Source organism: Pseudomonas veronii, assembly GCF_001439695.1.
Classification (GTDB): Bacteria; Pseudomonadota; Gammaproteobacteria; order Pseudomonadales; family Pseudomonadaceae; genus Aquipseudomonas; species Aquipseudomonas veronii.
Window position 1 is genome coordinate 1 of sequence record NZ_JYLL01000016.1, and the last position, 24,790, is coordinate 24,790.

A 24,790-nucleotide genomic window follows, 5' to 3' on the forward strand; every position below is an offset into this window, starting at 1 on the left:
GGTGGGGTATCAGCACGAATTGTTTTACGGGCAAAAATGGCTGCCGCGCTCGTTCCAGCCGGGCCGCCCGGTCGCGTTATATGTGGCTGCTCGCCATATTTTCGGGTAGGGCTGCCTTCCCCTCTAGACGTCGAGCTAAAGACCAAAACAATACGGCAGCCCTCAGGCATTAAAGCTTTCAAGTAAAAAAGAGAGCTCTTCTAAAATCGGCCCCCTCCATATACGGGACCTAGGCTGCGCCCATTTGCGTTTGCTTCATTTGGGTGTCGGGAAAGTTGAGGTGAAACCAGGTAAAATTCTGATCAGTCACTTCTACGCTCGCAGAACCCTGATGCAATCCCATAATTGACTGTACTATAGCTAGGCCCAGACCCGTACCACCTTCATTTCGTGCTCGGCTTTTGTCTACACGGTAGAACCGCTCGAACAAATGCACCTGGTGTTCCTTGGCGATTCCGCGCCCCGGGTTACCAACACTCAAGGTAGTTCCGTTAGCACCGCGTTGAACTTTCACGTAAACCGTCCGGCCTCTTGGGCAGTAGCGAATCGCGTTCGAGACAAGGTTCGAGATGGCTCGTTGAATCATTATCTGATTGCCACGCACCACGCCATTTCCTGTGAGCTGGAGTTGTATTTCGCCTTCTTCGGCCGTAATGCTGAAGAGGTCGCAGACCCGCTGAATTTCGTCGAGCAAACAGACATTTTCGAATTCTACCATTGACGCGGGGTGGCTGACCTGGGCTAGAAATAGCATGTCGGAAACCATTCGACTCATGCGGTCCAACTCTTCCGTGCACGACTCCAAGACTTCTCGGTACTCAGGAAGAGACCTTTCCCGGGTCAGCGCAACCTGAGCCTTACCCATGAGATTGGACAAAGGTGCACGCAGTTCGTGAGCAAGATCGTCCGAGAACTGCGATAGCTGCTGAACCCCATCATCTAGACGCATCAGCATGATATTGATTCCATCGCCGAGCTTCTTCAGTTCTGCCGGCATCCCCTTCGTTGGTAGGCGATGATCAAGGCTCTCGGTGGAAATTTTCGAGGCAATCCTCAAGAACTTGGTCAGAGGCAGTAGTCCTCTGCGCACAGTCCACCATCCAATGGCCAAGATCAGCAAGAGAATAAGAGGCGAGACCATCAGCGCCCAGGTTAGCAATGCATCGAGCAGGGCTTGGTTGGCTGACTGGTCCATGGTCATGAACACACTAACTTCGGTTCCATCGCCTAGATTCATTACTCGCGAAGCGCTAAGTAGCGGGCGACCCGTGGAGTCACGCCACTCGTGCTGTTTAACCTGCTCGGTTGGCTTGAACTTGTGCACTTCCAGGTTGACTGCCTTCGAACCTATTGAGAGCAGTGGAGTTTGCGTTTGTCCTGACTCAAAGATGCTGACGTACAGATTATTGTGCCCCATGACCAAGTCAACTAGCTGGTGCGCGTCTGGATTGACATCAGCGATACTAGTGATAGCGGATAGGTTGTGAGTCATACCCGCCATTTTCACTTCGAGGTCCATTCGGGAGTTTCTCTCGAGAGCTTGGCTCACCATCACATACCCAAAGGTGGCGAAAAGGAGGAGCAGCGCTGCGCTCATCAAACCGACTTTGAATCCCAGCTTCACAGCCAGACTGAACGGCCTCATGCGCGCTCCTCCAGAACGTACCCTATGCCTCGAAGTTTATGTATGAGCTTGGTCTCAAATGGATCATCGATCTTCGAGCGTAATCGCCGGATAGAGACGTCAATAACGTTATTATCGCAGTCAAAGTTCATGTCCCATATCAGCCAGATGCTCTGAGAGCGTGTAAGTGCTTTGCCAGCTCGACTAATGAGAAGGTGCAGGAGAGCAAATTTCTTGGTGTTGAGGTCTATGCGTGTAGATCCACGGAACACCCGATGGCGCACAGAGTCGAGCTCTACATCCGAAATTCTCAGCGCGTTTTTCTCAAAAAGCTCGTCGCCACGTCTTTGCAGCGAGCGCATGCGAGCAAGCAGCTCGGGAAACTCGAAGGGCTTGACGAGGTAGTCATCTGCGCCACCGTCCAAACCCTTGAGCTTGTCGTTGGTTCGTCCCCAGGCAGTCAGCATAATGACGCGGACCCGGCTGGTTTCTCTAATGACTTCCAAAAGGTCCAAGCCATTGATGTCAGGGAGGTTCACATCGAGAAGCAGAAACGAATAAATATTAGTATTGAATAAGTGAGCGGCATCAACACCATTGTTTGCTATATTTACGATGTACCCGCTTTCAGAAAGGCCCTGCTGAAGGTATTCTACGTTTTTGGTTTCGTCTTCCACAACTAGAACGCGCATAACTTATCTCAGGATGTGAGTAAAATAATAGTCCAATCGGCCGCCAGTGTGGTTATACGCTGATTGGTAGTACTGCTGTGTGCTTGGTGTTTAATTTCATTATTTATTTTCATGCGCATTACATTAACTCAATAATAACTGATCCTAGCGCGAATTGGCTAAATGCGCGTAAGCTTTGCAAATTTGTAATTTTTGCGCAATATTATTGATAGTTATGATAAATTGATTGTTTGGAATAATCGAGAATCTGTCAATGGTAAGGTTTTTAAGGCCAAAGCTGGCGGATGCCTTCAGTGCGCGTAGCAGGCGAATCTGCCTGAAGGCTCCTTTAATATTGGCCGCCGGTCAACTCGATTAGTCGTTAAATTTAGAGGTGGCAGTAATGCATATTTAAAAGCGCGTATAGTCTTGGGGAACGCATCTTAAGTCGATTTTTCTTAGGGCTTCTGCCTGCAAATACAACAATTAGCGTCATCAAAAAAACGACTAGTGTGAAGGCTTCGGAGCATTATCATGAAAGGCTGCTTGCTCCATTTGAATCGTGCAGTGATGAATTTCGAACGATTTACTCACCGCGTCAATGACTGATGCGAGAATAACATCTCGATTTAATGAATCTCGCACGACTACGTGCGACGTCAGGATATTGCGGCCACTACTTAGAGCCCAAACATGCAGATCATGGACCTCCATGACCCCATCTACTCCAAGTATCAGGGACTCTATTTCCGCAATATTGAGATTGTCGGGTACCCCTTCCATAAGTACCCCCCAAGCTTTCGCGCAACAACTGCCAAGTACGTGGAAACACCCATATACCGATTGCTACGGCGACAATCGTATCGACCCAGCTCCAACCTGTAAATCGGATGACAAGTGCCGCTATGATCACGCCCAATGAACCAAGCATGTCGCTCCAGACTTCAAGATAGGCTCCCTTGAGATTCAGACTTTCACTGCTGGCAGAGGAGAGCAGACGCATCGATATCAGGTTCACAAAAAGACCCCCAATTGCGATCCACATCATCGCACCGGTAGCAATCTCCGACGGTACTAGCAAGCGCTGATACGCCTCGTACAAAATGTAGGCAGCGACCATAAAGAGTAATAAGGCATTGAACGTTGAGGCTAGGATCTCTATGCGAGCATATCCAAAAGTCCGTTTCTGGTCCGCTGGCCGCTTGGCTATTTGGAGAGCAATCAGTGAAATTGCCAGAGCAGCAGTATCTGTGAGCATATGTGATGCATCAGACAGCAGGGCTAGGCTGCCGGTAACGCATGCTCCGATAACCTCCGCAATCATAAAAATACCAGTCAGGGCAAGCGCCATGAGTAGTTTTTTCTGGTGTCCTTCACGTAGAGCGGCACCGCCATGAGCGTGATTGGATCCCACATGCTTCTCCTTGCCTAATGTAGTGGTTGGCTTCAATCTAGATTCTCATCGCTACAAACAAAAACACAAATATGGATCCTACCTTTCAGAACGGCTAATAAAACTCATTTAAACTAATTGTAGTTTAGGATGAAAGTATGTTGTTGGTATGCGATTTTTTGCAGACCTGCGTCTCCTCTAGCCGGCGATACGGTGCTAGTCAACAGCCTACTTTGACACGGCTCAAAAAAAGAAGGTTCCGCTGGGATTGTGTCAGAATTGTAATTCTGCTGTAGCTATCTCGTTATCCGTCGTCAAAAATAATACGGCTAGCTAAAAATTTACGCTACGTAGCGGTGTCGCTAAGCACAGACACGAAATTACCTCAAACTCCTCGCAACGCTGCTGAGTAACATAATTACCTAGTTTTTTAACGCCGGCCGCGGTCAATATTTTCATCGCAAATTCTGATTCCTTAATCACTGAACTATCTCGTAAGGAAGAAACCGCGGGTTTTGAAATGATGCTCGGCGATACGGAGCTCGAGAGTGCCGTTCGATGTGAGGGGTTAGGTCGATGACACCGTTGAGATGCGGAACGGACTGAGGCTTAACCATTAACACCGATTGTCGAAAGTGGTCGTCGCTACCGACCCAAAAGGGGCGAATGGCGGTAATTTGGATGCCGCTAGACGCTGGCATCGTGTGCCGATTACCGACAGCGTAACCTTTCATTCTTGAAGAGTCGTATTTACCTGAGTCAAGCGACATGCGTGCTCACCCCAGATCGCAGCGGCTTTGCGACACGCTTGATTCATTCGCACACCTAGCCAGGTAGCAACTTGAATATTGGTTGTGGGTGAGGAGGTTATTGAAGTGAAAATCGGAGTTAGCGGCGCCGGCAATATTGGGGCTACCCTTGCCCGCAAGCTCGTCGCGTGCGGCCATGAAGTTAAGCTGGCAAATTCGAAAGGCCCCGAAAGCCTTCAAAACCTGGTCAGTGAAATCGGCGCACACGCTGTGACCAAGGAAGAGGCAGTGTCCGAGGTAGGCGTTGTGATCCTCTCGATACCCTTCCCAAAATATCCAGATCTCAAACAGACGTTAAAGAATGTCCCCGAGAAAGTCGTTGTCATTGACACGTCCAATTACTATCCGGGACGCGACGGGGCAATCATAGAAGTTGACGACGGCAAGCCCGTGAACGTTTGGGTAAGCGAGCAGTTTAGCCGCCCGGTCATTAAGGCTTGGAACGCCGTCCTTGCAGCGACTCTTGCCGACAATCGGCAACCAACTGGATCTTCGACACGCATTGGCTTACATGTAGCAGGGGATGACACTCATGCAGAGGCCGTCGCGCAGGATCTCGTTGAGGATACGGGCTTTATCGCGCTTGCCGCTGGTAGCCTTGAAGATTCGTGGCGTCAGCAACCAGGAACACCAGCCTACTGCACCGAGCTAACATTGCCGGAGCTGAAGATGGCGCTGGAGGCGGCAGACAAGGTACGGGCACCTCAAAACCGAGACGCACTTATCGCAAAATTTATGGTTCCCGGCAGTCAGTTTACAGATGAGCAAATTGTTGCCACAAATCGCGCTAGGACGGCCTGACTACCGGATTAGGCGGGATTCTTTGCTAGAATTTCGCCTAATTGATCTAGTCGCTAAACTCATCTCTTTACGTAAACAGGGCACTGCAGACGCGTGCCTAACTCAGCGTCTGGATGAGGCCGCGAATTTCCTAACCTGTCCTGTATCGCGGCCTAGGCCACGTCACGTTGTTCAAGCATCCGCTCAATCTCAGCGCCAGCTAAAGCGTCGCAAGCGTGCGGCGTGGTCTACTACCGATCTCAACTATTAAGGCGTTGGCGTCAGGAAGGCGTGTTTACCGGACGCTTACCTTCAAGGAATTCCGGGCAACACAGAAACAAGAACGCCGATTTGATTGATGATGTTCGTGCGAGCAAACACATCTAACAAACCGGCGTTCTTATGTGCGATATTATACTTTTCTTCCTTTTTGGGAGGGCTTTTCTGTCGTTAACACAAAGCCTGATGGTGATGCCCTCCAGATCGATCTGACTCCCCGCGCCAAACTAGACCGTCTCGTTTTGAAATAGTGGGCTGTGCCCAGTGAGAAAGATTTGCCCCAGGTATTTGGGGCGAAGGGCAACGGCGCCATCGGCTTGTTCTGCCGTCATTTCGAGCTCCTCTACGAAGAAGTCCCAAAGCTCCTCATTCGTCGATACCTCGTTATTGGCGAGCTGATCTTCGATGTTTTCAAGGATTTGTTGGGTCAGGTTATTGAAGATTAGATTCATGTGCTGCTCCTGTTGAGTCGAGGAGCGCCCAGGAGGGAGCCTCTCATGAATGTGCCGATTGGCTTGGCGTATCGCCGGCATCGTTAGGTATTGGAGATATTCCATACCTGCAGTTTGAAGTTGTGTAAATAGCCGAGCTCCGAGAGCCGACTGCACTGTTGGCGTAGTTGCTGACGATCAACAGTTGTGTCCAGCCTGACTGTATAGCTTAGAGGCCAGATTGTGCCGAACAACTCGGCATCTGCCTCGAGGTCGTTGGTTGCGCCGGTCGGGGTCATCCCGAACGGGGCATCCTCTTTTGATACCTGTTTATTGGTGGCCGGTAGGGCGGGCGGATTATTACGCTGCACAGGCTTGGAGAGGTTGGAAGAAGACTCTTCATCCATAGGGTCAGGCTCGTTTGGCGAGAGCCTGGCGGCGTCTTCTGGTGTCAGATTGTCGACGTCGTCGAGGCTCATGCTTTCCAGCCTTGCACGGATCTCAACGATCAGGCGGCCTGCTGTGGAGTAATACGAAGGACGGATCTCCGTTATCAGAAAGTCGCCTCGGTATTTGCCTTCATCGTACTGATCGAGGAGTGCGTCTTTGATCACGAACTCACCGATAGAGGTCGAAAGCCGTCCGACGTTGAATTCGCCATTACGGCCGCTGATGGTACGGATGGCCAGTTGGCCGGGGATGTTGATCATGGGCAGCTCCACACTGCTACGAATGAAAAAAGCCCGACAGGTGTCGGGCTTTGGGCAGTGCTGTGATTGTCGAAGGATTACGGGCAAGAAGTATGAGTTTCTTCCTTGAGTGAGATGTACAGATAGAAAACGCCTGGCGGTGATTCTATACGGTCAAGTTTTAGGTCCAGCCAGACTCGATCAGTGCTATTGCCGGCAGGCAATAAACGATAGAGGCCGAAATGGATCTGTGTGCTGTCAGGTTGCAAGTGCAGTTCTCGGTAGGCCTCCAGGACAACTTCGCCCAGTCGCTCACTGACAACACTTGCATCCTGAGGGTTTTCAATATGCACCGCTTCCTGCCAGGCCCGGGGTGTTAAAACGACCGGGAGCTTGAGCAGGTCAGACGACACGAGGTTAGTGGTGCTTTGCATGTTTATCTCCAGGTGTGAGAAACCACCCGGCCCGTCCGGGAAGTGGTTTCCCGGTTAGGTATGTTTTGGTTATGTCAGGACCAGCACACGTGGCGTTGTGTCCAGAGGTTGAGGTCAAAAGCTTGTTTCGCGGCATATTCGCTGCGGTAGTATTCTTCGGACTCCCTTGATACCGGTTCAAACTCATCAGCGGTACCAATGTAATAGCCCGCAGCGCTCTTCAGTATTTGGAGGGGGTACTCGATACCGCACTCGGCGAATGCAAGTTTCCCGTATGCAAAATCCGACACAATGTATGGTTCCGGTGTTATTAGCTGCTGCTGGTCTTCTTCAGTAAAGCGTGACCAACCGCCACCATTAATGGCCGCGTTCACTCCTTCGCCCCAAGCTCGACTGAGCGCAGGAACGGTTTTGAACAGCTCGGGTACGATCGGCTGGCCGGCGCGGTACGCGTCGGCACCCAGAATATGAGCCTCGATCTCAGCCTCATATTGGGTAATCTCGTCGCCATAGATTTCCGCTTTTGCATAAGCAACGCGTATATCGAGAGATTGCGTAAATAACGTGTTCATAAAGGTGAGTCTCCAACGGACGAGAATCACCGTGCCCGGAAGGGAGGTGTTCCCTGCGGACTTTGATAATAATGAAGGCACCCGAAGGGTGCCTTTCAACAAAGTGAATCAAGATGCCGTACGCTGCTGTTTAGCGGGCGTTGGCTTGGATTGTTCCTCTGCTACTGGCTCGGATGCTTCTTCGCTTGCGAGCTGTGCTTCAGGTTCCGCTTCGCCGTCTTCAACAACTGGTTCTACTTCACGAGGCTTTGCTTCATAGACGGTTTGGCCATCCACCTTGATCCAGCCGATAAACAACAGGCGTCCCTTGAGGCTTGCTCCAGGTTGACCTTTTTTATCGCCTTTCTCGTAGGTAAATGCGTCGGTCCAGATATCACCGATGCGGAAGCTCACAAGGACCTTCTTTCCGGCTTCAACGGCTGCTTGGCTGCGACGAATCAGCTTTTCAGCTTCAGCGCCGACCACGTTGCAGTCGATATAGGAATACTCGGCATCATCCATCGAGCCGCGCAGAGCCGCAACGGTAACTGCCATGAATGGCTTACCTTTGCCGCGAGGTTTCACTTCACGGATACGGTTGAGATAACCGATACCAGTGGTGTGAAGGTCGAAGAATTTTGCTTCGTTGGATTGATTAGTGCTCATGGTGATTCTCCAGTTTCGAAATAACAGAAAGCGGAGAAACACTTCGCCCTAGGGGGAAAGTATTCCCCGCGAGGGTGGGTGGAGCTTAAGGTTGTTTAATGCATCAGCTTCATTGCAGCAATCATTACACCGACAGCTGCAGACAACATGACGCCCATGCGAATGGTGAGCTTGACTTCAAGCTGTGAAATCTCAGATTTGAACTCTGCAGCAAGAGCAGTTAAATCTGCCTTGGTAGCCAAACGTGAAAGCATGTCGGTCTCCAAAGCTTCAATAACAGCATTTGCCTTCTGTTCCGGGACGTTAATCGAAATCAACGCCTGGTAGAGAGCCAGTTCAGTTTTCATCAGACCTCCAAAAGTGAGAGGCCTGCCCTGACGGGGTAGGCCCGTCATGGGTGGGAAAGGTGCTTCCATCGACTAAGTCGACTGATCGCGCTACCGGAAGCTATGGCGATCTTGGGAGTGGATCAATGCAGAAAACCGCATCGTAGTCTTGCGGATCCAGACTACTTGGGCATGTTGCTGACGACGTCAGCGATACATGTGCAGATCATGGAAATACGATTGTCGCTTGTCAAGCCCCTACCGTGAAAACTCTGAGGAAACCTTCCCTTTGGGAAGGCTCCCTACAGAGGCGAAGGACGCAGACTTAGCAAGTTGCTGGCACCAACGAGCGTGCAGCTGGCTTCTTACGCGGTTTCCGAGCTGGCTTTTCGACCACTCGAGTGTTAGCCGCGTACCAAAGGTTCAGGTCGACACCTTTACGAGTTATTGCCGGTACATGATCCATCTCACGTACGAGACGCTCAGGTACGCAGGGCGGTGGAAGCAACGGAGCTGCTTTGGTATGGATAGCTGTGGGCGCAGCGCTGGTTTTCTTTACCGCACGCAGAAACTGTCGCGTGATGGTGCCAAGCGCGAAACCGAAGCCATAAGCAAGTTTGGACATGGTGATTCTCCTGCAGGTTGAATGCGGAGAACCCACTGACCCCGTTGGGGAAGTGATTCCCCGCGAGGTGAGTTGCATAAGGTGCTTCCATCGACGATTGTCGACCGACCGCGCTACCAGAAGCTCAGCGGTCTTGGGCGGATCTGACACGAACATCGTGTCGCAGTCTTCAAGATCCTGACTGCCTGGGCATGATGCTGACGACGTCAGCAAAGCACGTCCATATCATCGAAGGGGGGATGGTGATGTGTCAAGCGGAGAGGGATATTTCGCGGAGGGCAAAGAAGGTTCAGGTCGACAGGAGAAGCTACCGAGAGTAGCTGGGTCAACAGTCACTCTCGGATGTAGTAAGTAGCGTCTTTCAGAAAAAAATACCACCTGTGCGGGATGAAGGCGTTGTTGATCCCTGGGCTGTGATCTGAACGTCTTACTTCCAACACCTGGCCGATTATCGTGGCTGAGGCCAGCTAGCATAAGGCACGCATCCGCGCACAAAGGGAGCCCTGCGTTTCGCCGGCGGGCCACCGGCAAGGAAAAGCAGCTACCAATAGGTAGCCTGATCATCCTTTGCAAGATGATCAGGCTACCTATTGTGTGAGCTTTAAAAAGTGTGGGCCACAACACCAGTGTGGCCCTTAGACTACGGTGCTTCGAACCTCAACAGAGCCCTATGTGCCTTTGAACTCGCAATTCACGAGTTAGACGGCTGCGTGTCTGGCTTGAACAGGGAGACACAGGGAGAGCTCTGAACCAGGTCCGCACGCCCTTCCCGGAGCTATGCGTGCTTTGGGGTTGGTGATGAGGCAAGCCGCATCACCGGGCGCTACTGATGACCGCCAGTAGCCAACGGGGTGGAAACGTTGTTGTGATCATTATGTTGATAGGCCGGAGCTTATGCAACCCGGCGCCTTTCAAAGTCGGTCGACTCAGACTAATTGACTGCGACGACCGCACCTTCGGGAACAGGGGACGGAATTGCTATACCGGTCGCCCCAGTTATCTGTGAAATCAGCATTCCTGAACGCTTTAAACCAACGGTAGTTGTCTTTGTCAGGTCTACCAGCACAGAAGGCAAGCCTGACGGTGCAACCCCATCAAAATAAGTATAGGCCGTTCCTGATGAGATGTAAGAACCTACGCCCACAGGTTTCACAAACCACCCAGGTAGGTTGAGCGCAGAATCGCTCGGTACTCCGCTGAAGCCCGGGTTGGCCTGGGCATATTCGGTAGCGGCAGATCGGTACACCAGAAAGCCGCGACCCAGTGAGTCGAGGGTAGCGTAGTCGGATGTACGTTGGTCCTGATGTTGGTTCTCCATGAAAATGCTGGAGGCAATGAGCACAATCATCAAAACGAGCCATTGCATTGTCATGATATGAGCTCCATCCACAAAATGGTGGTTGTTACCACCTACGCGTCAATAACAAAACTATTTCGTGAGGATAATCAATGTTAAGCAAATTCCTACTAGGCCAAGCGCAATGACAGTCCACTTTGCGGCTCGCTTGATGCTCATTGGTTTGCGTTGTGGATTGATTAATTCCATAGTGGCGATCTTTTTTACTAAATAACGACCAGAGGCCGTTGGTTGTAACTTGTAAGTGAACTCGCCGACCTCGAATGCCTCTTTTTCTTCTAGTGCGCGACGCCATAGCACAGTTGAGCATATCCTGCTTCGGGTGCTTAGCCAGGTCTGTAATTCTCCAGCACTATACTCAACGTTATTCTCAAGCGTCTGCACTGCAATAATCCCCATAAACATACTATAAAACGTTTTTGAAATTTTATAAATGGATGCTTTATTTGAAGCAGCTCCAATAGAAAAGACCTGGCCAGGAAAGTCGAGATGTGGAGAGAAACCATCCACTTGCATTTCTGAAGATGTACCCAGTCTCACTATCCCCGATGCCAAAAGCGCCAGTTAAAGAGCATGACTTCCATGTAGTGTCGCCAAGGGAGCAGGTCACACTTCCTCTGGCAGGCGCCTGGCAGGTGCCCTGGATCAGCTGGAATTCCCACCCACCTGGTCTTTTCCATAAGCCTTGTTCGCAGGACAACGTTATTCCCGCGGCGCTTTTTGCAAGAAGGGTTCGGTCACTGCACTGTTGCCCCTCGGTAGCTATGCCTCCCAGGGACAAATATTCATTTGTCTGAATGCGATCATAGGCCGTTATCTTGCCCGTCGAGGTTATCTTTCCACCCCATAGTTCACCTCCGGTTGAAAAGTTTTTGTCGTTATAAACTTGGACCCAGTTGGGGCTATTTTGATAAATCCCGCCTCCCCATTTTTCGCTGTACCAGCCTGTGTCACCACGTGTTCTGAACCAACCACCTGTGCTGGTATCACCGGTAATGGTTGCAGTAGCGGCATTAACATTGGCTGTGGCGATAACGTTTCGAGCTGTAATGTCGGCGTTAGCTGTTATGTTGCCTGACGCTGTGATACTTCCTGCGTTGTTAATATTGTGGTTGCCCATCGTGATATCAGTATTCATCGTGTTGAATTCTGGATGATTGGGCACTGCGTTTCGATATAGATAGTCATTAGCCAACGCTCCATCCATAAGAAAAAGTGCGCTAGCTGTATGTCCTGGGCCAGGAGCTATAGCATAGTTACTTAGTGCTACCTGCCATCCACCCCGCACGCCCTGGACGATGTTCGGATTGGCAGAAGAGATGAACCCACCAGGTCCTCCGAGATTTTCAGCGATGGTTCGAATACCCATTTCAGGAATCGTCTGCCCACCTGTAGTAACCACAATCACTTCCAGTTGATTGGCGTTGGGTTTCCGGGCGAGGCCGACAATGGTCTGCCCAAAGGCGTTAGTGGGGCTATAACCTGCAGGAAGGTAGTTGGTGTTGACGAGCATCGGAACGGTTATTTGCACCGGTACGGTTGCTGCCGCGTTGGCCAGCACCACGCTGTAGTTATCCTTCAGATATTTGGCCAATGCCTCTGAAATGGTTCTCTGTTGATCAGCCGCAATTCGATAGTCCTGAGAATCCATCTGCTTGATTTGCCATGCGATCGCCAAAGTGACGACAACGGAGAAAACGGCCAATCCGATCGCCATGTCCAAGCTCAAGAACCCCCGCTGCTTGATCCTACTGGTCATTCCAGAGACTCCTTGATGATTGGTGAGCGATGTCGTGATCGAGCATCGTGATCTTTCCTGCATGGACTTTCTCTCGGATGCCCGGTCCGTCATCGCCTGTGAAAAGCAGGCTCTGCAGGGTTAATCGACGACTTCCTTCGTTGCCACTTGATAAGGACTGGTGAAGAACAGCCACCAACCCCTTGGAGAGCAGCTCTCGGGCGTTATTGAGTAACGGCTGAGCCAGGGCTGATATACGTTCAATGCCTTGAGTAACGCTGCCGGCATGACCTGTGCTGATAATGAGATGGCCATTGATCGAGGCTTGAATTACTTGTGCTGCTGTCGAGCTGTCGCGAATTTCTCCCACGAACAGGAAATCGGCTCTTGTGCGCAGCGCTAGGATCAAAGCTTCCTCGTATCCCCCCATCCGGCGAGAGACCGGAACTTGAATGCAGCGCCCACTCCCATGCCTGCCATTCAAAAATGGTTCTGGAGGATCCTCTACAGCCACACAAATGCCTCCCCAGGCCTCGAGACGTGCTTTCACCAGTGATGCAGCACTTGAGGTTTTCCCTGTGCCCATTTCCCCACAAATAAATATCAGGCCGCGTACCGTGTCGCTCATCAGCGCGTCCTGCAGATAGTCGGGCAGACCCAGCATGTCCAATGGACGGATCTGGACTGAGGATTTGCTTACGACAAACACAGGCTTGCCATTCAAATCCAGCAACTGGGTTACACGAAGGACGACGCCATCTTCAATTAGGGCGAACTCTGGATCCTGGGTTGCCTTGTGCTTTTCCTCGCACTGCGCCCGTAAGCGCTCAAGGTCTGCCCGCCATTCGGCGGGCGCTTCAACCCTTCGTGCCTGCCCAGGGAGACCTTTGGCGTCGGCAAATCCATCGCCGAGGTACAGGTCGACGAATTCAGCATCAGAGATCACGCTCACACTGAGTTCCTTAGTACGAAGTCCAAGCGATGGTATTGGCGTCCGAGGAGCAGCTGGTCGCAGCTGCCACCGCAGTGATTTCGCCGGCAATTGCAGTGCCGCCATTGATCGCCGTCGTTGTCTGTTTGTCCTTGGCCATGTTCGAGGCAAGGGTGATGCAGGCATTTTTCGGAAGGTTGGATTCTGTGATGGTGAAGGTCATGCCGTTGCTCATTACGGTCACTGCGCCGTTCCAGCGGTTGGACAGGGCATTACCGTTGATGCTCATGCCGCCAGTTGCCTCGAGGTTGATCAAAGAAGGCGCCAAGTTGGTGCCTGCCGTGGCGTAGCCCGTGGTGCTTTTCAGTCGTTTGGTATTGCTCAGCAACGTGCCGAGATTGCTCTGTTCAATGGTGACGTCCGAGCTGCCGAACGTTCTGTAGCCCATGAACACGATGAAACCAAGTGCCACCGCGATCAGCATCAACCAGAACATCCCGTCCAGGGAGAGAAATCCGCGTTGGTTGTTTTGAGTGTTTGTTGGCATTTCCAGTACCTCATTTAGGTTTGATTTAAAGCGTTGCAGTCACATTGCCGGCCAACTGGAAGATCCCGACCACTACCAGAATCATCATGACCCCCATGGCCATGGAGGACATGCCGATAAGAGATTTGGCGATGGCTTCGACGCGCTGAAGCGTTTGCTCCAGCCACCGGTTGGAAAACCGTTCCATCGACTCAGCGAAGCCTTTGCGGGTGGCGAGCACTTCCAGAAAATGCATCGCCATGGGGTCTGGGAATTGATGACCCGCAAGCTTCAATGCGGTACCGAAGTTTTTGCCGGCGCTCACTCCGTAATGAATGGCGCTCAGGCGCTCTTTCAACCATGGAGAGGCATTGCGTTGAAGAGAGGTCAGCGCATCTAGTTGGTTGATGCCGGAGCGCAGCATCACAGCCATGTTGAGCAGAAAGATCGATCCGTGGAGCGCCTTGTAGACTGACCAAGGCGGGAGCCTCTCTGCTCGGACTCGCAGGACCTGGAGCAGCTTGTTCAACTGCAGCTTCCACGAAGGGCTGGCGGCCGTAATCTGAAGGCCGCAAAACACGGGTAGAGTGATGATCGATATGAGGATAAAGACGATTACAGCTATCAGCGTCACTAGCCCGTAGTGGGTCACGAAATTCGATAGGGCATAGAGGAAGGCCGGCACGCCGGTCCACGCCTCGGGGTTGGAGCGTCGTGTCATGGAGGGCACCATCCACACTGCAATCACATACAGCAACGCCGCCATGACGCTCCACACCATGGAGGGGAAAACGGTGGCGGACGCTACGAGTTTGCTGATCCGCTGACGTACTTCGATGATCCTCACGCAGTCCCGAAATGCCTGCACCAGGTTGCCGGTGTCTTCCCCGGAAGCGATCAAAGAGTTCTCGTCATAGGGAACCCAGCCTTCGCAGGAAATGCTCAGCGATTTCCCACCTTTTACCGATTGCGCGATATCCCTGCAGGCAAGGGACACTGGATGGAGCTTCTGCCCGTTATCGCTGAATGCTCTGGCCACCGTGTGCAGTGCGTCTTCAAGCGACACACCATCCTCAAGGATGCCCATCAGGCTCTCGTAGAACTGGATTCTTTCGTTTTTGCCAAACTGCTTGGCATAGAAGGTCTCTGCCCAACGATTCAGCATCGCTCTGACGTCACTCAGCATGAGCGAGCTCCAGGATTTGCCGGTCAAAGTCCAACGGCCCCACCGTCATTTCGGCGTGGCGGGGGTCTACTAATCCTTGTTTCAGTTTGATGATCGTGTGTGCGGTCTTGGTAATACCGCCCATTTCCTTGACCCAGTGGCGACGTGCCGCACTTGCACCCTGCCCATTGAAAACGCGCATGAATTCAAGGTCGGTGAGCAAAGTTTCCGCAACCACCGTGCGACCGGTGATGCCCAAGCCTTTGCAATGCGGGCATCCCGGTCCTTTGAGGTAGGTCTCATCAATCGCTTCCAAATCGCGCAAGTGCTGCACCAGCGCACTGTTGAGCTGCCCGAGATGCTCGCGTGCGGGGACGCGGCAGTGGGAACACAGCACGGGCAAGAGGGATTGATTGACCACGCTTGTCATCAGTGCAGGATCAGTAACCAGGTGTCGGTCTACACCCATGTCGATCAGTCGTTGAAGAGCTGCTACAGCGTTGTTGGTGTGCAGTGTCGTCAGCACCAGGTGACCAGTCATACCGCCGCGGAAAGCCGCTTGTGCTGATGCAAGGTCCCGGATCTCCCCATACATGAGAATGTCAGGGTCGAGTCGCATGGAATTGGTGATCCCGTCATTCCAGGTTTCACCGGCGCCCAGCGGTGACTGATTGGCGAGAAGTGGATATTCAGGTGGATCTTCCATCGTCAGAATGTGTTTTGTTCCACCGCACTCTTCGTGCAAGAGGTTCAGGTTTACCTGCAGCGACTTCGATTTGCCGGAACCGGTGGGTCCAGTGATCAGGTTCACCCCATAAGGCAAGCTGCGGATGCGGCTGAATGCATCAATTTGCTGCGTCAGGAAACCGAGATCACTAAGCGTCATTTTGGTTTTGTCGTCATACAGCAGACGCAAAACCATCAGAGGGCCATCTACGAGCGGCCGAGTGGCGACTCGGGCACCGAACAAACCGAGTTGGTCGACATAGGCGCGTTTTACCCTGGCGTCCTGGCTCACCTGCGGCTGGTAGTGGTCTTTCGCGACATCGCACATGCTGTTGTAGAGGGACGAGCAGAGCTCCATGCCCACCTGGCTCTGGTGCTGTTCTGCCTCCCACAAGAGCCCGTGGATGCGAAAGAAGATTCGAGTGATATCGTGACCTACGACAAAGTGGACGTCGCTGGCATTGCGCCGGTGGGCTTCTCCTAAAAGCTGCACCACCTGGGCCTGGCGCTTCGTCTCAGTCGCCGATAGTGCTTTACCATTTGCATCATCATTGGCGCGGTAGAGTGCCTTGATTGTGCTCATCGAGCAGACCTTGACCTCAAAGTGGTGATTTTCGTGTTCCAGCTGGTCCTCGAATGCCATGACATAGGCATCCGTTTGGTGTTGGGCTGACACATACAAAATCCCATCGCTGGTCAACGCACATAGTTGACGCAGCTCGGGTTTCAGCTCAAACGGTCCACCAGGGGCCGTCAGCAGTATTTGGTGCGACGTCAGTAGGACTGCAGCAGACTCATCACTGTCAGGCTCTATGACATCTGGTTTTTCAGTCAGGATCGTCATCGAACTTCTCAATCAACGTTGGCCAGGGATCAGCCCAGGCGGCATAGGTGCTGATGGGGTAATGCTGGGGGCTGAATTGTTAACGTTGCTCAAGCTGGCCGGGGGCGTACTGGAAAAGCCGAGGGGGTAGTGCTTACCGCCACGCTCGAGGGTCACGTTTTCGACGGAGAGGATGGCCATGCGATAGCCACCGGGTAACTCCCGAGATGAGGCATCTGCGTCTACTTCAAATCCGCTGCTGTAGAGCAGAGTCGCACGCAGCCGTTTTGCTGAGCCGAATACCGCTTTCACGACAGGCAAGTCAGACTGTGTATCACTGCTGTGCGCCGAGGCTGCAGCCGGCTGTGTGAGGTTTCCTTGAGAAAAAAACACAGTTGACGGCTGCGTCGTCGCACTTTGGTCTTCGCCCTTGATCGATCTTTCGGCCTTGGCCTTCTCGGCTTTGGCATTCAACAAGATCGTCTGGCTTTGAATCTGGGCCAGCTCGCCGACGTTCACCCCAGATAGGGTGTTCTCATCTGCCCAGCTCGATGGTGCCCCTAACGCAAGGATGGAGCACAAAAAGCACAGCGCTTTATTTCGCATATAGGTCACCTATTACTGACCAGACAAGGTGGCCGGTCTCATATTTGGTTGTGATTTCGCGCAGCCGTAAGCCCTGACTGGGTGCGCCGGATAATGAGTCCAGCGGCGTAATGCCAGTGGCATAGCTCAGCTCGAATTGCTTCCATTGAGGCGGTGGGGGCGGCGGTGGCGCAGGTTGGCCCGGTATCGCTGGTTGAATGGGCACAACGACCGGCACTTCTTTCAGCACTGGGGTTTGAGTGAAGCTGTGCAGCCAAGACGACAGGTTCGCCAACATCACGATGGCGTCTTTTAGAGGCTCATCACCGGCTGCGGGTAGAGAGATGTCGAATTTCAACGTGGCCGAGTTGCCCTCGTCAAAGAAGGCCGGCCGATCAGAAAAGTGGCCCTGCGTCGCCTGTATCAGTTTGTCGGCCGTGCTATTGCCCGAGCGCTTATAGGAGGACAAAACCTGTGCGCCGTCGCAGACGGCACTCGTGAACTGCCATCCCTGAATGGACAGAGGCAACTGATAAATGACGTTGCTGCAACCCTCCAGGAAATCTGCAACAGATGGACGTTTGGCCCAAGGGTGTTCAAGCGCTTGGGGCGTCTGTTCCATACCGGATTCTTTTTGCAGTCTGGCCAACTCTGCCAGGCGTTGCTGTTCAGCCTGGAAAGCCGCCTCTTTGGCTATCTGGTCCTGATGGTTCTGCCATTGAGCCCATCCGATGATGCCGGCAGCGATCAGCACGCCAAGAACCGCCAGCTGTACAAGTTCTGGTTTGGATAGCCCAAAGACGAGTGGCCGTAGCCGGTACTCGCGTTTTAGATGCGACGGCTGAAGCAGCTCTGCCACGTCCAGTGGTTGACCGCCCATATCGAACTCTGGGGGCAGGTACTCGTTGTCGAAGTTGATCCCACGACTGCGTTGTTGCGCGACTCGGCGGCGGACCTCAGCACCAGTGCCGATCATGTCGCAGCCAGAGATCACGCCACCTTGATACACAGCAACGAGGGCATATTGGTCAATCTCGCTTTCAGTTTTCCAGGCCGCGATCCATGAGTCCCCCAGCTGTCCAGCCAGGGTGGCCGCGAGCGAGTACATCCCTTTGATGACCTCCTCGCTGCGCGCTACAAAACCTGCCTGAATAATGGCTGGTGTTCTTCTAATGGCGACAATGTCGAGGTGGTGCTCACGACCGTACTGGCGCGCTTCCTTCATGTGCCCGGTGACACTACCCAGCGGATGCCAGCGCAGACCGGTGACAAATGATTTTCCACGATACTGGAGTACCTGGACTCGAGCAGAGCGTGCATTTTTTGAGGTTTCCGCAACCATGGCTTACCCCTTGGAACCTGTGCAATGCAGCAGTGGGGTAGGGCAAGAGCCCCAAGGCTCGTTGGCAGCAGGTGAAATCACCGCGCTGGGGCTGCCTGTGTCGCTATCAACAACAGGAGTAATCAGCACTACGAGTACGCTGTGCCCTGTGGTGCGGACACGGCTGCCGCCCAAACCGAAGAATCCAGGATCCCCTACGCCAGACTTGGTTGCGTTTTCGCTGTTCTCCTCAAAACCAGTCAGTACGAGGGTTTGACCGCTGCGCAATTTGACCTTGGGCGACAGATTCTTGGTGTCGTAATCCGCTGTCTGGACACTGGAGCCGTTGCTCGTAAAAGTGGTGAAGGTCGGTTTGCTACTCATGCTCAGGGTGATCATCAGCAACATGTTGTCCTGGTCGATGATTCGAGGGAGCAACATCATGTTGAAGCCGCTGGTGATAGTCGCGGGGGTGAGCGAAGTAGACGATCCAACGGAAGCCGTAGTGGTTGTCGAGCTTGATGCGACATAGCTCTTTACGTTGCCGATCTGGATGGGTGCCGGCTGCAGATTCAGCGTGGTGACCGACGGCGAGCGAACGTTCGAGATTCGGCCCTGTTCGGAAAGTGCTTTGATGATTAAGTTGGAGCCAGCCCAAGGAGACTTCGACGTGTCCAAAATACTCAACGAGCCCGACACCGCGCCCGTGCTTATGCCGGTGGTGGCATTCTTCAGCGAAAAGCCCCATTTGTTGCTCAAGGACGTATAGACAGCCGTCCAGTCCAGGCCGGTCTGGTCTGTGTCGGTGAGAGTTACCTCGAAAACTTTGACGTTGAACAACACCTGACGGGTGATACTGCTGTTGATCGAATTCAGGTATTTAGCAACGTTTGAGAGTACTTCTGGTCGATCACTTACCGTCAGGGTGCCAGTGGAACGCGAGAGGAACATCCGACCTTGGGGCTGTTGGCTCAGCATCGCCTTGACGTTTTTTTCAATGTCTCCGATCAGCGAGGTCTTGATGGTAACGGTGGTGCTCTGGTTGCTGCCTGATTCACCCGATGCACCTGTCGACGAAGATCCGCCGCCACCACCACCGGAACTGCTCCCGCTGCCTGTAGCGGTCAGCAAGCCCGACTTCACTGTGCTTTCAATGACCTGGTCATCACCAAATGCCCAGACGTCGAACGTCTTGGTGTCGAAGTAAGTGACATGCACGCTTCGATCATCGGAGGAATAATTCCACGCTAAGCCCAACTGGGAGGTCGCTTGATTCAACAACCCTGACAGCTTGCCGCTGTACTTAATGGGGAATGTGTTGGGTGCAGTCAGCCCAATCGAATTCATTGAGCGGGCGTTGCTCGGAACATTGCCGATGACGCCGGCGGGCATGAAGTTGGTCAGGTTGTCGGCAGAGCCCAAACCAGGTGGAACTGCAGGTCCTGAGTTGCCCTGCGTCGAACTGGAAAGGACACTTGGGTCGATTGCGTCAGGGGCTACGATGACCGGTACACCACATTCACTAGTGATGTACTGCGCGATCTCAGCGATCCCAACGTTATATGAGGGGCGATAGGTGATGTCGCAATCCATGGTCAGCGGTAAACCACGCTTGGCGACCAGCGGTTTTTTGGACACCCATGGTTTGTCGCTGAACACCACCGTAGCGCGCGCGGACTCTTGCTGCTGATTTCTCAGAAATCGGCTGTATTGAGAGGCTGTCGCAGCGTCATTTTCAGCTCGGCTGGCCGATTCATTCACACGCTGCAGCGAACAGGAACTCACCAGTGCGACGATAAGTGACAAGGCTGTGCTTTTGATCCAGAGACGAGCAGTCATCATTTGTTCCTCTCTGTAATAAAAATCAGCCGCTGTGAGGAGTTACTGTCGACCACATCGACCAGAAAGGACCGTGGAGCCGAGTCGTAGAGAGGGAAAATCGACCCAATGGCTTCTTGGAAACTGCCCTCAAATCGAAGTGGAGCGTCAATTGAGTAATCCAAATCATCGACCTGCCACATCAGTTTCCAGCCCGCTTTTTCAGCCCAGCCTTCGACGGTTTGACGAAGGGTTGAGCCAGTTGAAGCCGTCCATGTCTGGGCCAGCGGCTTCGGCGCTGCAATGTCCGTCGCAACCGGCTTTGGCGCTGCAGAAACTGCGGACGGCGCGGTGACCAGTTTCGGAGTTGAAGCGGCCTTGGCATCTGGGTTGCTGGACGAAGTCGAGGCCGGACTCTGAGTCGGCAAGGCAGACGTTTGTTTTGTAGAGCCATCCTTGGTAATCACCGTAGGAGGGGCCACGGTTTTGGCTGGTGCAGCGTTCGCCACAGGGGTAGCGGCTGATGCCGTTGTTGTGAAAGGCGCTGTTTGGGGAACGGCGGCGACTACTACTTGGCTGCCCGCATCATTGTTATTGCTCTTCGCTGCGATAGGCTGTGCAGCTGTCGATGTGTTGAGTTGAGCAATCTGAGTTGATGCAGGACGTGGAGAGTCCGGGAGCTGGTAGCCAGGGCGCAGGACGTAGCACACCTGACGGTTGACCTCGTCGACCTTCACCTGCCAGGCCGGACCTGCGAGCACCTGCAGGGTGTTACGCAGGGTCATAGGGCCAAGTTTATATTGGGCTGCTGGGAGTGGTCGGGTGTAAAGGATGTTGACGTGGCCAGAGTCTGCCGAGCAAAGCGTATAACCTGAACGGTCCACCACGTACTGCATGGCCTCATGCACATTTGGGTGCATGTTGGCTGGAATGCTGATGTCGATAATCTGAGCCATCAGGTCACGTTGGCCAGAATCTGGCAGCGTGCTGACGAGGGTGTAGCGGCCATAGCGCACTACTGGTTCTTTTTCAGGAACGGCGCCGCCAGGATAGAGGTCTGGCGTCAACATGTCCGGATTGCGACTGCTGTCGAAAGCGGGCTTGGGTGTCTGCGCCGTTTGGGTCGTGCAACTGGCGATTAACGCTAGAAGCGAGAGCGTGGTGACGTGCCTGATCATGTGCCGAGAGGCCCCCTGTAATGATAGGGGAACGGTGACAGGCTGGTACCAGCTGCGCAGTAGGAAATAGAAAACTACGTCTATAGGTATTTATAGGCTATACAAAGATGACGCGACCGAGGTGGAAAATTACCTAGTATCTGATCACCCATTTCCATTCACGCTGAGCATTCATTTGCATTCACGCTGACCACTCAATTGCATTCGACCTGACCAGCTATCCTGCCATTACGCCTAGAGTAATGAATCCAAAATCGCGTTCAGCGAACATCCATTCGAACATCAAATCTCCGTCCGCGTGCTGAGGCGATTGTTAATCCCTCCTGGTCGTTACCCTGTGGTCGACCGGTGAGCATTGATCCCCATCGTTAACTCCCGCCACAGGCATTTGTGCAAGCAGGCTGAACGTGGTTAAATCTGCATATTCGATTATCCACATATGCAGAGCGATTGCTTATGAGCCTTACACCACACACATTCTTCAAGTGCTTGGGTGATGAAACTCGCGCCCGGATCATGCTCATGCTTTCGGCTGAGGGTGAGTTGTGCGTGTGCGAGTTAATCTGGGCACTGGACGATAACCAGTCGAAGGTCTCCAGGCATCTTGCCCAACTGCGTGCTTGCGGGTTACTCGCAGATCGGAGGCAGGGTCAGTGGGTTTACTACCGGCTGCATCCCGAGCTTGAACAGTGGGCACTGGATGTTCTGAACGTCACTACGCAGGCACACCAGTCCTGGGTTAACGACCATCAAGGACGGCTGGCTTCCATGGAAGACAGACCCGTGCGCCAAGCCTCCTGCTGCTGACATCCTGATCTGGAACATACTCATGCTCATCGCAGCATCGATTTTCGTAGTTACGCTCGTCTTTGTTATCTGGCAACCCAAGGGGTTAGGTGTCGGCTGGAGCGCGGCAGCGGGTGCCGTTCTGGCACTACTGACTGGCGCCGTAAGTCTAGGGGATGTGCCGGTTGTGTGGCACATCGTCTGGAACGCTACCGCGACCTTCATTGCTGTGATCATCATCAGTTTGTTGCTCGATGAAGCGGGATTCTTCAAATGGGCGGCGCTTCATGTCGCTCGCTGGGGTCGGGGCAAAGGCGGACGTCTGTTTGCGCTGATGATCCTGCTCGGTGCAGCCGTTTCGGCACTGTTCGCCAATGATGGAGCCGCACTGATTCTGACCCCAATCGTCATCGCGATGCTGACGGCGCTTCGCTTCAGCCCGGCATCCACCTTGGCATTCGTGATGGCCGCAGGCTTCATCGCTGATACCGCCAGTCTGCCGATGGTGGTGTCCAACCTGGTGAACATCGTTTCGGCAGACTTTTTTGGCGTGGGTTTCGGTGAATACGCTTCTGTCATGTGGCCAGTGAACCTAGTGGCCGTGGCCGCGACACTGTTCATGCTCTGGATGTTCTATCGCAAGGACATTCCCGCCCAGTACGACGCGGATCAGCTTGAGGCCCCGGAGTCGGTGATTCGAGATCGGGCGACCTTCATTGCTGGCTGGTGGGTACTTGGCCTGCTGCTGGTTGGTCTGTTCGCACTGGAGCCGTTAGGTATCCCCATCAGCGCTGTTGCTGCTGCGTGTGCAATGATCCTGCTGGTCATCGCAGGTAAAGGCCAAATCATCTCCACGAGAAGGGTCATCAAGGACGCGCCCTGGCAAATTGTCGTGTTTTCGCTGGGCATGTATCTGGTGGTCTATGGCCTGCGTAATGCTGGCCTAACCGACTCGCTCTCGGGGCTGCTGAACATATTTGCCGAGCATGGCCTATGGGCCGCTACCTTGGGCACCGGTATCACCGCTGCGCTGTTGTCCTCGATCATGAACAACATGCCGAGTGTGCTTATCGGCGCTCTGTCCATTCAGGGCAGCGACGCTACAGGACTGGTACGTGAGGCCATGATCTACGCCAACGTCATCGGTTGCGATCTTGGCCCCAAGATCACGCCCATCGGAAGCCTGGCCACGTTGCTGTGGCTGCATGTGCTAGCGCAGAAAAATATCCGCATCACCTGGGGTTACTACTTCAAAGTCGGCAGCATCCTCACCCTCCCTATCTTGCTGGTAACGCTGGTGGCACTGGCGTCGCGGCTGAGCATCCCTGTCTAGGAGAAACCCATGAAAGTGCTATTTATGTGTACGGCAAACAGCTGCCGGAGCGTTCTCTCGGAGGGGTTGTTCAACCACCTGGCCCCGAGCGGTTTTAACGCCGTCAGTTCGGGCAGCTTCCCAAGCGGACAACTGAATCCACGCGCCGTGAGTACGTTGCAAGCGCTTGGTATCGACACCACAGATCTCTACAGCAAAGGCTCAGAGGTGTTTTCGGACTCACCACCGGATGTGGTGATCACCGTGTGTGATAAGGCTGGAGGCGAACCCTGCCCGGTCTATTTCGGGCCTGCTGTCAAAAGCCACTGGGGCCTCGCCGACCCTTCCGATGTAGAAGGCACAGACAGCGACATCCAAGCCGCATTTGACGCGACCGTCGTCCAGATTAAAAAGCGTTTCGAGGCATTCTTCAGCTTGGATCATTCGGCGCTCACACCGCAGGAACTGAAGCGCGAGCTAGATCAAATAGGTGAACTGTAATGGACGAATTTTCCTCGGAAAGCAGCCTGGATCTACCTAATCTGGATCAGTCGCTAATCGACTTCGTCACACTGGATCGCCTGCAAGGCAACGAGCAACCGACTCACAAACCACGCATCTTGTTGCTGTATGGCTCAACCCGTGAGCGCTCTTTCAGCAGGCTGCTGACCCAAGAGGCCGCGCGCATCCTGACCCTAATGGGAGCCGAGACCGTCATCTTTGATCCCTCGGGTCTGCCTCTCCCTGATGACGCTCCGGAAGACCATCCAAAGGTTAAAGAGCTGCGGGATCTGGTTCTGTGGTCAGAGGGACAGGTGTGGTGTTCGCCAGAGCGTCACGGTGCAATGTCTGCTGTATTCAAAGCCCAAATAGACTGGATACCTCTCACGTTGGGCGCTGTCCGCCCCAGCCAGGGCAAGACGTTGGCCGTCATGCAGGTCTGCGGTGGATCACAGTCCTTCAACACGGTAAACCAGCTTAGGATCCTCGGGCGCTGGATGCGGATGATCACCATCCCAAACCAGTCGTCAGTACCCAAAGCCTTTCTGGAGTTCGACGACGCAGGGCGTATGAAGCCATCCGCCTACTACGACCGTGTTGTGGACGTGATGGAGGAACTGATGAAGTTCACGCTGATGGTTCGGGGCCGGGAAACGTATTTGGTAGACCGCTATTCGGAGCGCAAGGAAAGCGCCGAAGCACTCTCGAAACGAGTCAATCAAAGATCGATTTGAGCGACCAAGGG

The 24,790-nt window shown here is 53.3% G+C and carries 24 protein-coding genes and 1 pseudogene; 5 read left to right on the plus strand and 20 right to left on the minus strand.

What is annotated here, in order from left to right; genetic code table 11:
• Positions 1-229 precede the first annotated feature (229 nt).
• From TU80_RS19020 to TU80_RS19030, 3 genes and pseudogenes are all read right to left on the minus strand, one after another.
• The gene (locus TU80_RS19020) at positions 230-1,645 is read right to left on the minus strand and encodes a heavy metal sensor histidine kinase (RefSeq protein WP_019818107.1); all 1,416 of its coding nucleotides are present in this window, start codon (positions 1,643-1,645) and stop codon (positions 230-232) included.
• A complete protein-coding gene (locus TU80_RS19025; RefSeq protein WP_019818106.1) occupies positions 1,642-2,316 on the minus strand; it encodes a heavy metal response regulator transcription factor in 675 nt (224 codons plus the stop codon). Before TU80_RS19025 ends, TU80_RS19020 begins: the two co-directional genes overlap by 4 nt.
• Before the next feature lie 486 nt (positions 2,317-2,802).
• A pseudogene (locus TU80_RS19030) lies at positions 2,803-3,709 on the minus strand (cation diffusion facilitator family transporter).
• 848 nt (positions 3,710-4,557) lie between these two features.
• Between TU80_RS19030 and TU80_RS19035 the strand changes: the two are divergent.
• Positions 4,558-5,298 carry an NADPH-dependent F420 reductase gene (locus TU80_RS19035; protein ID WP_073845723.1) on the plus strand — a complete coding sequence of 247 codons (741 nt, stop codon included), beginning with the start codon at positions 4,558-4,560 and terminating at the stop codon, positions 5,296-5,298.
• 485 nt (positions 5,299-5,783) lie between these two features.
• Here the strand turns inward: TU80_RS19035 and TU80_RS19040 are convergent, their stop codons facing one another.
• The 17 genes from TU80_RS19040 to pilL2 all read right to left on the minus strand — a co-directional run bounded on the left by TU80_RS19040 (position 5,784) and on the right by pilL2 (position 21,446).
• Positions 5,784-6,008 (minus strand): hypothetical protein, encoded by a 225-nt coding sequence (locus tag TU80_RS19040; RefSeq protein ID WP_019818103.1) that lies wholly within the window; start codon positions 6,006-6,008, stop codon positions 5,784-5,786.
• Positions 6,009-6,091: 83 nt separating this feature from the next.
• Positions 6,092-6,697 carry a DUF3275 family protein gene (locus TU80_RS19045; protein WP_019818102.1) on the minus strand — a complete coding sequence of 202 codons (606 nt, stop codon included), beginning with the start codon at positions 6,695-6,697 and terminating at the stop codon, positions 6,092-6,094.
• A gap of 77 nt (positions 6,698-6,774) precedes the next feature.
• Positions 6,775-7,110: a hypothetical protein gene (locus tag TU80_RS19050; protein WP_019818101.1), complete on the minus strand. Its 336-nt coding sequence runs from the start codon at positions 7,108-7,110 to the stop codon at positions 6,775-6,777.
• A 74-nt stretch (positions 7,111-7,184) separates the two neighbouring features.
• Positions 7,185-7,682: a hypothetical protein gene (locus tag TU80_RS34020; protein WP_019818100.1), complete on the minus strand. Its 498-nt coding sequence runs from the start codon at positions 7,680-7,682 to the stop codon at positions 7,185-7,187.
• Between the two features lie 108 nt (positions 7,683-7,790).
• A complete protein-coding gene (locus TU80_RS19060; RefSeq protein WP_019818099.1) occupies positions 7,791-8,327 on the minus strand; it encodes an STY4534 family ICE replication protein in 537 nt (178 codons plus the stop codon).
• 95 nt (positions 8,328-8,422) lie between these two features.
• Complete coding sequence (locus tag TU80_RS19065; protein ID WP_008437363.1) at positions 8,423-8,674, minus strand: hypothetical protein; 252 nt, start codon at positions 8,672-8,674, stop codon at positions 8,423-8,425.
• A gap of 1,535 nt (positions 8,675-10,209) precedes the next feature.
• Positions 10,210-10,650, minus strand: coding sequence for a type IV pilus biogenesis protein PilM (gene pilM / locus TU80_RS19070; RefSeq protein ID WP_019818097.1), 441 nt, complete (start codon positions 10,648-10,650; stop codon positions 10,210-10,212).
• A gap of 57 nt (positions 10,651-10,707) precedes the next feature.
• The gene (locus tag TU80_RS32730) at positions 10,708-11,145 is read right to left on the minus strand and encodes a hypothetical protein (protein ID WP_124356003.1); all 438 of its coding nucleotides are present in this window, start codon (positions 11,143-11,145) and stop codon (positions 10,708-10,710) included.
• Positions 11,078-12,394, minus strand: a complete 1,317-nt coding sequence (gene pilV / locus TU80_RS19075) for a shufflon system plasmid conjugative transfer pilus tip adhesin PilV (RefSeq protein WP_019818096.1) — start codon at positions 12,392-12,394, stop codon at positions 11,078-11,080. Before pilV ends, TU80_RS32730 begins: the two co-directional genes overlap by 68 nt.
• Positions 12,384-13,325, minus strand: a complete 942-nt coding sequence (locus TU80_RS19080; RefSeq protein ID WP_008437359.1) for an ATPase, T2SS/T4P/T4SS family — start codon at positions 13,323-13,325, stop codon at positions 12,384-12,386. Before TU80_RS19080 ends, pilV begins: the two co-directional genes overlap by 11 nt.
• 10 nt (positions 13,326-13,335) lie before the next feature.
• On the minus strand, positions 13,336-13,851 hold the full coding sequence (locus tag TU80_RS19085) for a type 4 pilus major pilin (RefSeq protein ID WP_019818095.1): 516 nt from the start codon (positions 13,849-13,851) through the stop codon (positions 13,336-13,338).
• 25 nt (positions 13,852-13,876) lie between these two features.
• Positions 13,877-15,016: a type II secretion system F family protein gene (locus tag TU80_RS19090; RefSeq protein WP_019818094.1), complete on the minus strand. Its 1,140-nt coding sequence runs from the start codon at positions 15,014-15,016 to the stop codon at positions 13,877-13,879.
• Entirely contained in the window at positions 15,006-16,565 is a 1,560-nt protein-coding gene (locus TU80_RS19095; protein ID WP_019818093.1) for a GspE/PulE family protein, read from the minus strand. Before TU80_RS19095 ends, TU80_RS19090 begins: the two co-directional genes overlap by 11 nt.
• A gap of 12 nt (positions 16,566-16,577) precedes the next feature.
• Positions 16,578-17,150: a type IV pilus biogenesis protein PilP gene (gene pilP, locus TU80_RS19100; RefSeq protein WP_057005134.1), complete on the minus strand. Its 573-nt coding sequence runs from the start codon at positions 17,148-17,150 to the stop codon at positions 16,578-16,580.
• Entirely contained in the window at positions 17,140-18,471 is a 1,332-nt protein-coding gene (gene pilO2, locus TU80_RS19105; protein ID WP_024073376.1) for a type 4b pilus protein PilO2, read from the minus strand. Before pilO2 ends, pilP begins: the two co-directional genes overlap by 11 nt.
• A gap of 3 nt (positions 18,472-18,474) precedes the next feature.
• Positions 18,475-20,289, minus strand: a complete 1,815-nt coding sequence (gene pilN, locus TU80_RS19110; protein WP_019818091.1) for a PilN family type IVB pilus formation outer membrane protein — start codon at positions 20,287-20,289, stop codon at positions 18,475-18,477.
• Complete coding sequence (pilL2, locus tag TU80_RS19115; RefSeq protein ID WP_019818090.1) at positions 20,289-21,446, minus strand: PFGI-1 class ICE element type IV pilus protein PilL2; 1,158 nt, start codon at positions 21,444-21,446, stop codon at positions 20,289-20,291. Before pilL2 ends, pilN begins: the two co-directional genes overlap by 1 nt.
• 456 nt (positions 21,447-21,902) lie before the next feature.
• Here pilL2 and TU80_RS19120 point away from each other — a divergent pair, with 456 nt between their 5' ends.
• From TU80_RS19120 to arsH, 4 genes are read left to right on the plus strand one after another with little or no spacing between them, the layout of a single operon-like run.
• On the plus strand, positions 21,903-22,253 hold the full coding sequence (locus TU80_RS19120) for a metalloregulator ArsR/SmtB family transcription factor (protein WP_008437351.1): 351 nt from the start codon (positions 21,903-21,905) through the stop codon (positions 22,251-22,253).
• A gap of 22 nt (positions 22,254-22,275) precedes the next feature.
• Complete coding sequence (locus TU80_RS19125) at positions 22,276-23,565, plus strand: arsenic transporter (protein WP_008437350.1); 1,290 nt, start codon at positions 22,276-22,278, stop codon at positions 23,563-23,565.
• Positions 23,566-23,574: 9 nt separating this feature from the next.
• On the plus strand, positions 23,575-24,045 hold the full coding sequence (locus TU80_RS19130) for an arsenate reductase ArsC (RefSeq protein WP_008437349.1): 471 nt from the start codon (positions 23,575-23,577) through the stop codon (positions 24,043-24,045).
• Positions 24,045-24,779 (plus strand): arsenical resistance protein ArsH, encoded by a 735-nt coding sequence (gene arsH, locus TU80_RS19135; protein ID WP_008437348.1) that lies wholly within the window; start codon positions 24,045-24,047, stop codon positions 24,777-24,779. Before TU80_RS19130 ends, arsH begins: the two co-directional genes overlap by 1 nt.
• Positions 24,780-24,790 lie beyond the last annotated feature (11 nt).

What these genes read in the sequence shown, in the direction of transcription:
- TU80_RS19020 (WP_019818107.1), bottom strand. Translation starts at nt 1,645, where the DNA reads ATGAGGCCGTTCAGTCTGGCTGTGAAGCTGGGATTCAAAGTCGGTTTG.
- TU80_RS19025 (WP_019818106.1), bottom strand. Translation starts at nt 2,316, where the DNA reads ATGCGCGTTCTAGTTGTGGAAGACGAAACCAAAAACGTAGAATACCTT.
- TU80_RS19040 (WP_019818103.1), bottom strand. Translation starts at nt 6,008, where the DNA reads ATGAATCTAATCTTCAATAACCTGACCCAACAAATCCTTGAAAACATC.
- TU80_RS19045 (WP_019818102.1), bottom strand. Translation starts at nt 6,697, where the DNA reads ATGATCAACATCCCCGGCCAACTGGCCATCCGTACCATCAGCGGCCGT.
- TU80_RS19050 (WP_019818101.1), bottom strand. Translation starts at nt 7,110, where the DNA reads ATGCAAAGCACCACTAACCTCGTGTCGTCTGACCTGCTCAAGCTCCCG.
- TU80_RS34020 (WP_019818100.1), bottom strand. Translation starts at nt 7,682, where the DNA reads ATGAACACGTTATTTACGCAATCTCTCGATATACGCGTTGCTTATGCA.
- TU80_RS19060 (WP_019818099.1), bottom strand. Translation starts at nt 8,327, where the DNA reads ATGAGCACTAATCAATCCAACGAAGCAAAATTCTTCGACCTTCACACC.
- TU80_RS19065 (WP_008437363.1), bottom strand. Translation starts at nt 8,674, where the DNA reads ATGAAAACTGAACTGGCTCTCTACCAGGCGTTGATTTCGATTAACGTC.
- pilM (WP_019818097.1), bottom strand. Translation starts at nt 10,650, where the DNA reads ATGACAATGCAATGGCTCGTTTTGATGATTGTGCTCATTGCCTCCAGC.
- pilV (WP_019818096.1), bottom strand. Translation starts at nt 12,394, where the DNA reads ATGACCAGTAGGATCAAGCAGCGGGGGTTCTTGAGCTTGGACATGGCG.
- TU80_RS19085 (WP_019818095.1), bottom strand. Translation starts at nt 13,851, where the DNA reads ATGCCAACAAACACTCAAAACAACCAACGCGGATTTCTCTCCCTGGAC.
- TU80_RS19090 (WP_019818094.1), bottom strand. Translation starts at nt 15,016, where the DNA reads ATGCTGAGTGACGTCAGAGCGATGCTGAATCGTTGGGCAGAGACCTTC.
- TU80_RS19095 (WP_019818093.1), bottom strand. Translation starts at nt 16,565, where the DNA reads ATGACGATCCTGACTGAAAAACCAGATGTCATAGAGCCTGACAGTGAT.
- pilP (WP_057005134.1), bottom strand. Translation starts at nt 17,150, where the DNA reads ATGCGAAATAAAGCGCTGTGCTTTTTGTGCTCCATCCTTGCGTTAGGG.
- pilO2 (WP_024073376.1), bottom strand. Translation starts at nt 18,471, where the DNA reads ATGGTTGCGGAAACCTCAAAAAATGCACGCTCTGCTCGAGTCCAGGTA.
- pilN (WP_019818091.1), bottom strand. Translation starts at nt 20,289, where the DNA reads ATGACTGCTCGTCTCTGGATCAAAAGCACAGCCTTGTCACTTATCGTC.
- pilL2 (WP_019818090.1), bottom strand. Translation starts at nt 21,446, where the DNA reads ATGATCAGGCACGTCACCACGCTCTCGCTTCTAGCGTTAATCGCCAGT.
- TU80_RS19120 (WP_008437351.1), top strand. Translation starts at nt 21,903, where the DNA reads ATGAGCCTTACACCACACACATTCTTCAAGTGCTTGGGTGATGAAACT.
- TU80_RS19125 (WP_008437350.1), top strand. Translation starts at nt 22,276, where the DNA reads ATGCTCATCGCAGCATCGATTTTCGTAGTTACGCTCGTCTTTGTTATC.
- TU80_RS19130 (WP_008437349.1), top strand. Translation starts at nt 23,575, where the DNA reads ATGAAAGTGCTATTTATGTGTACGGCAAACAGCTGCCGGAGCGTTCTC.
- arsH (WP_008437348.1), top strand. Translation starts at nt 24,045, where the DNA reads ATGGACGAATTTTCCTCGGAAAGCAGCCTGGATCTACCTAATCTGGAT.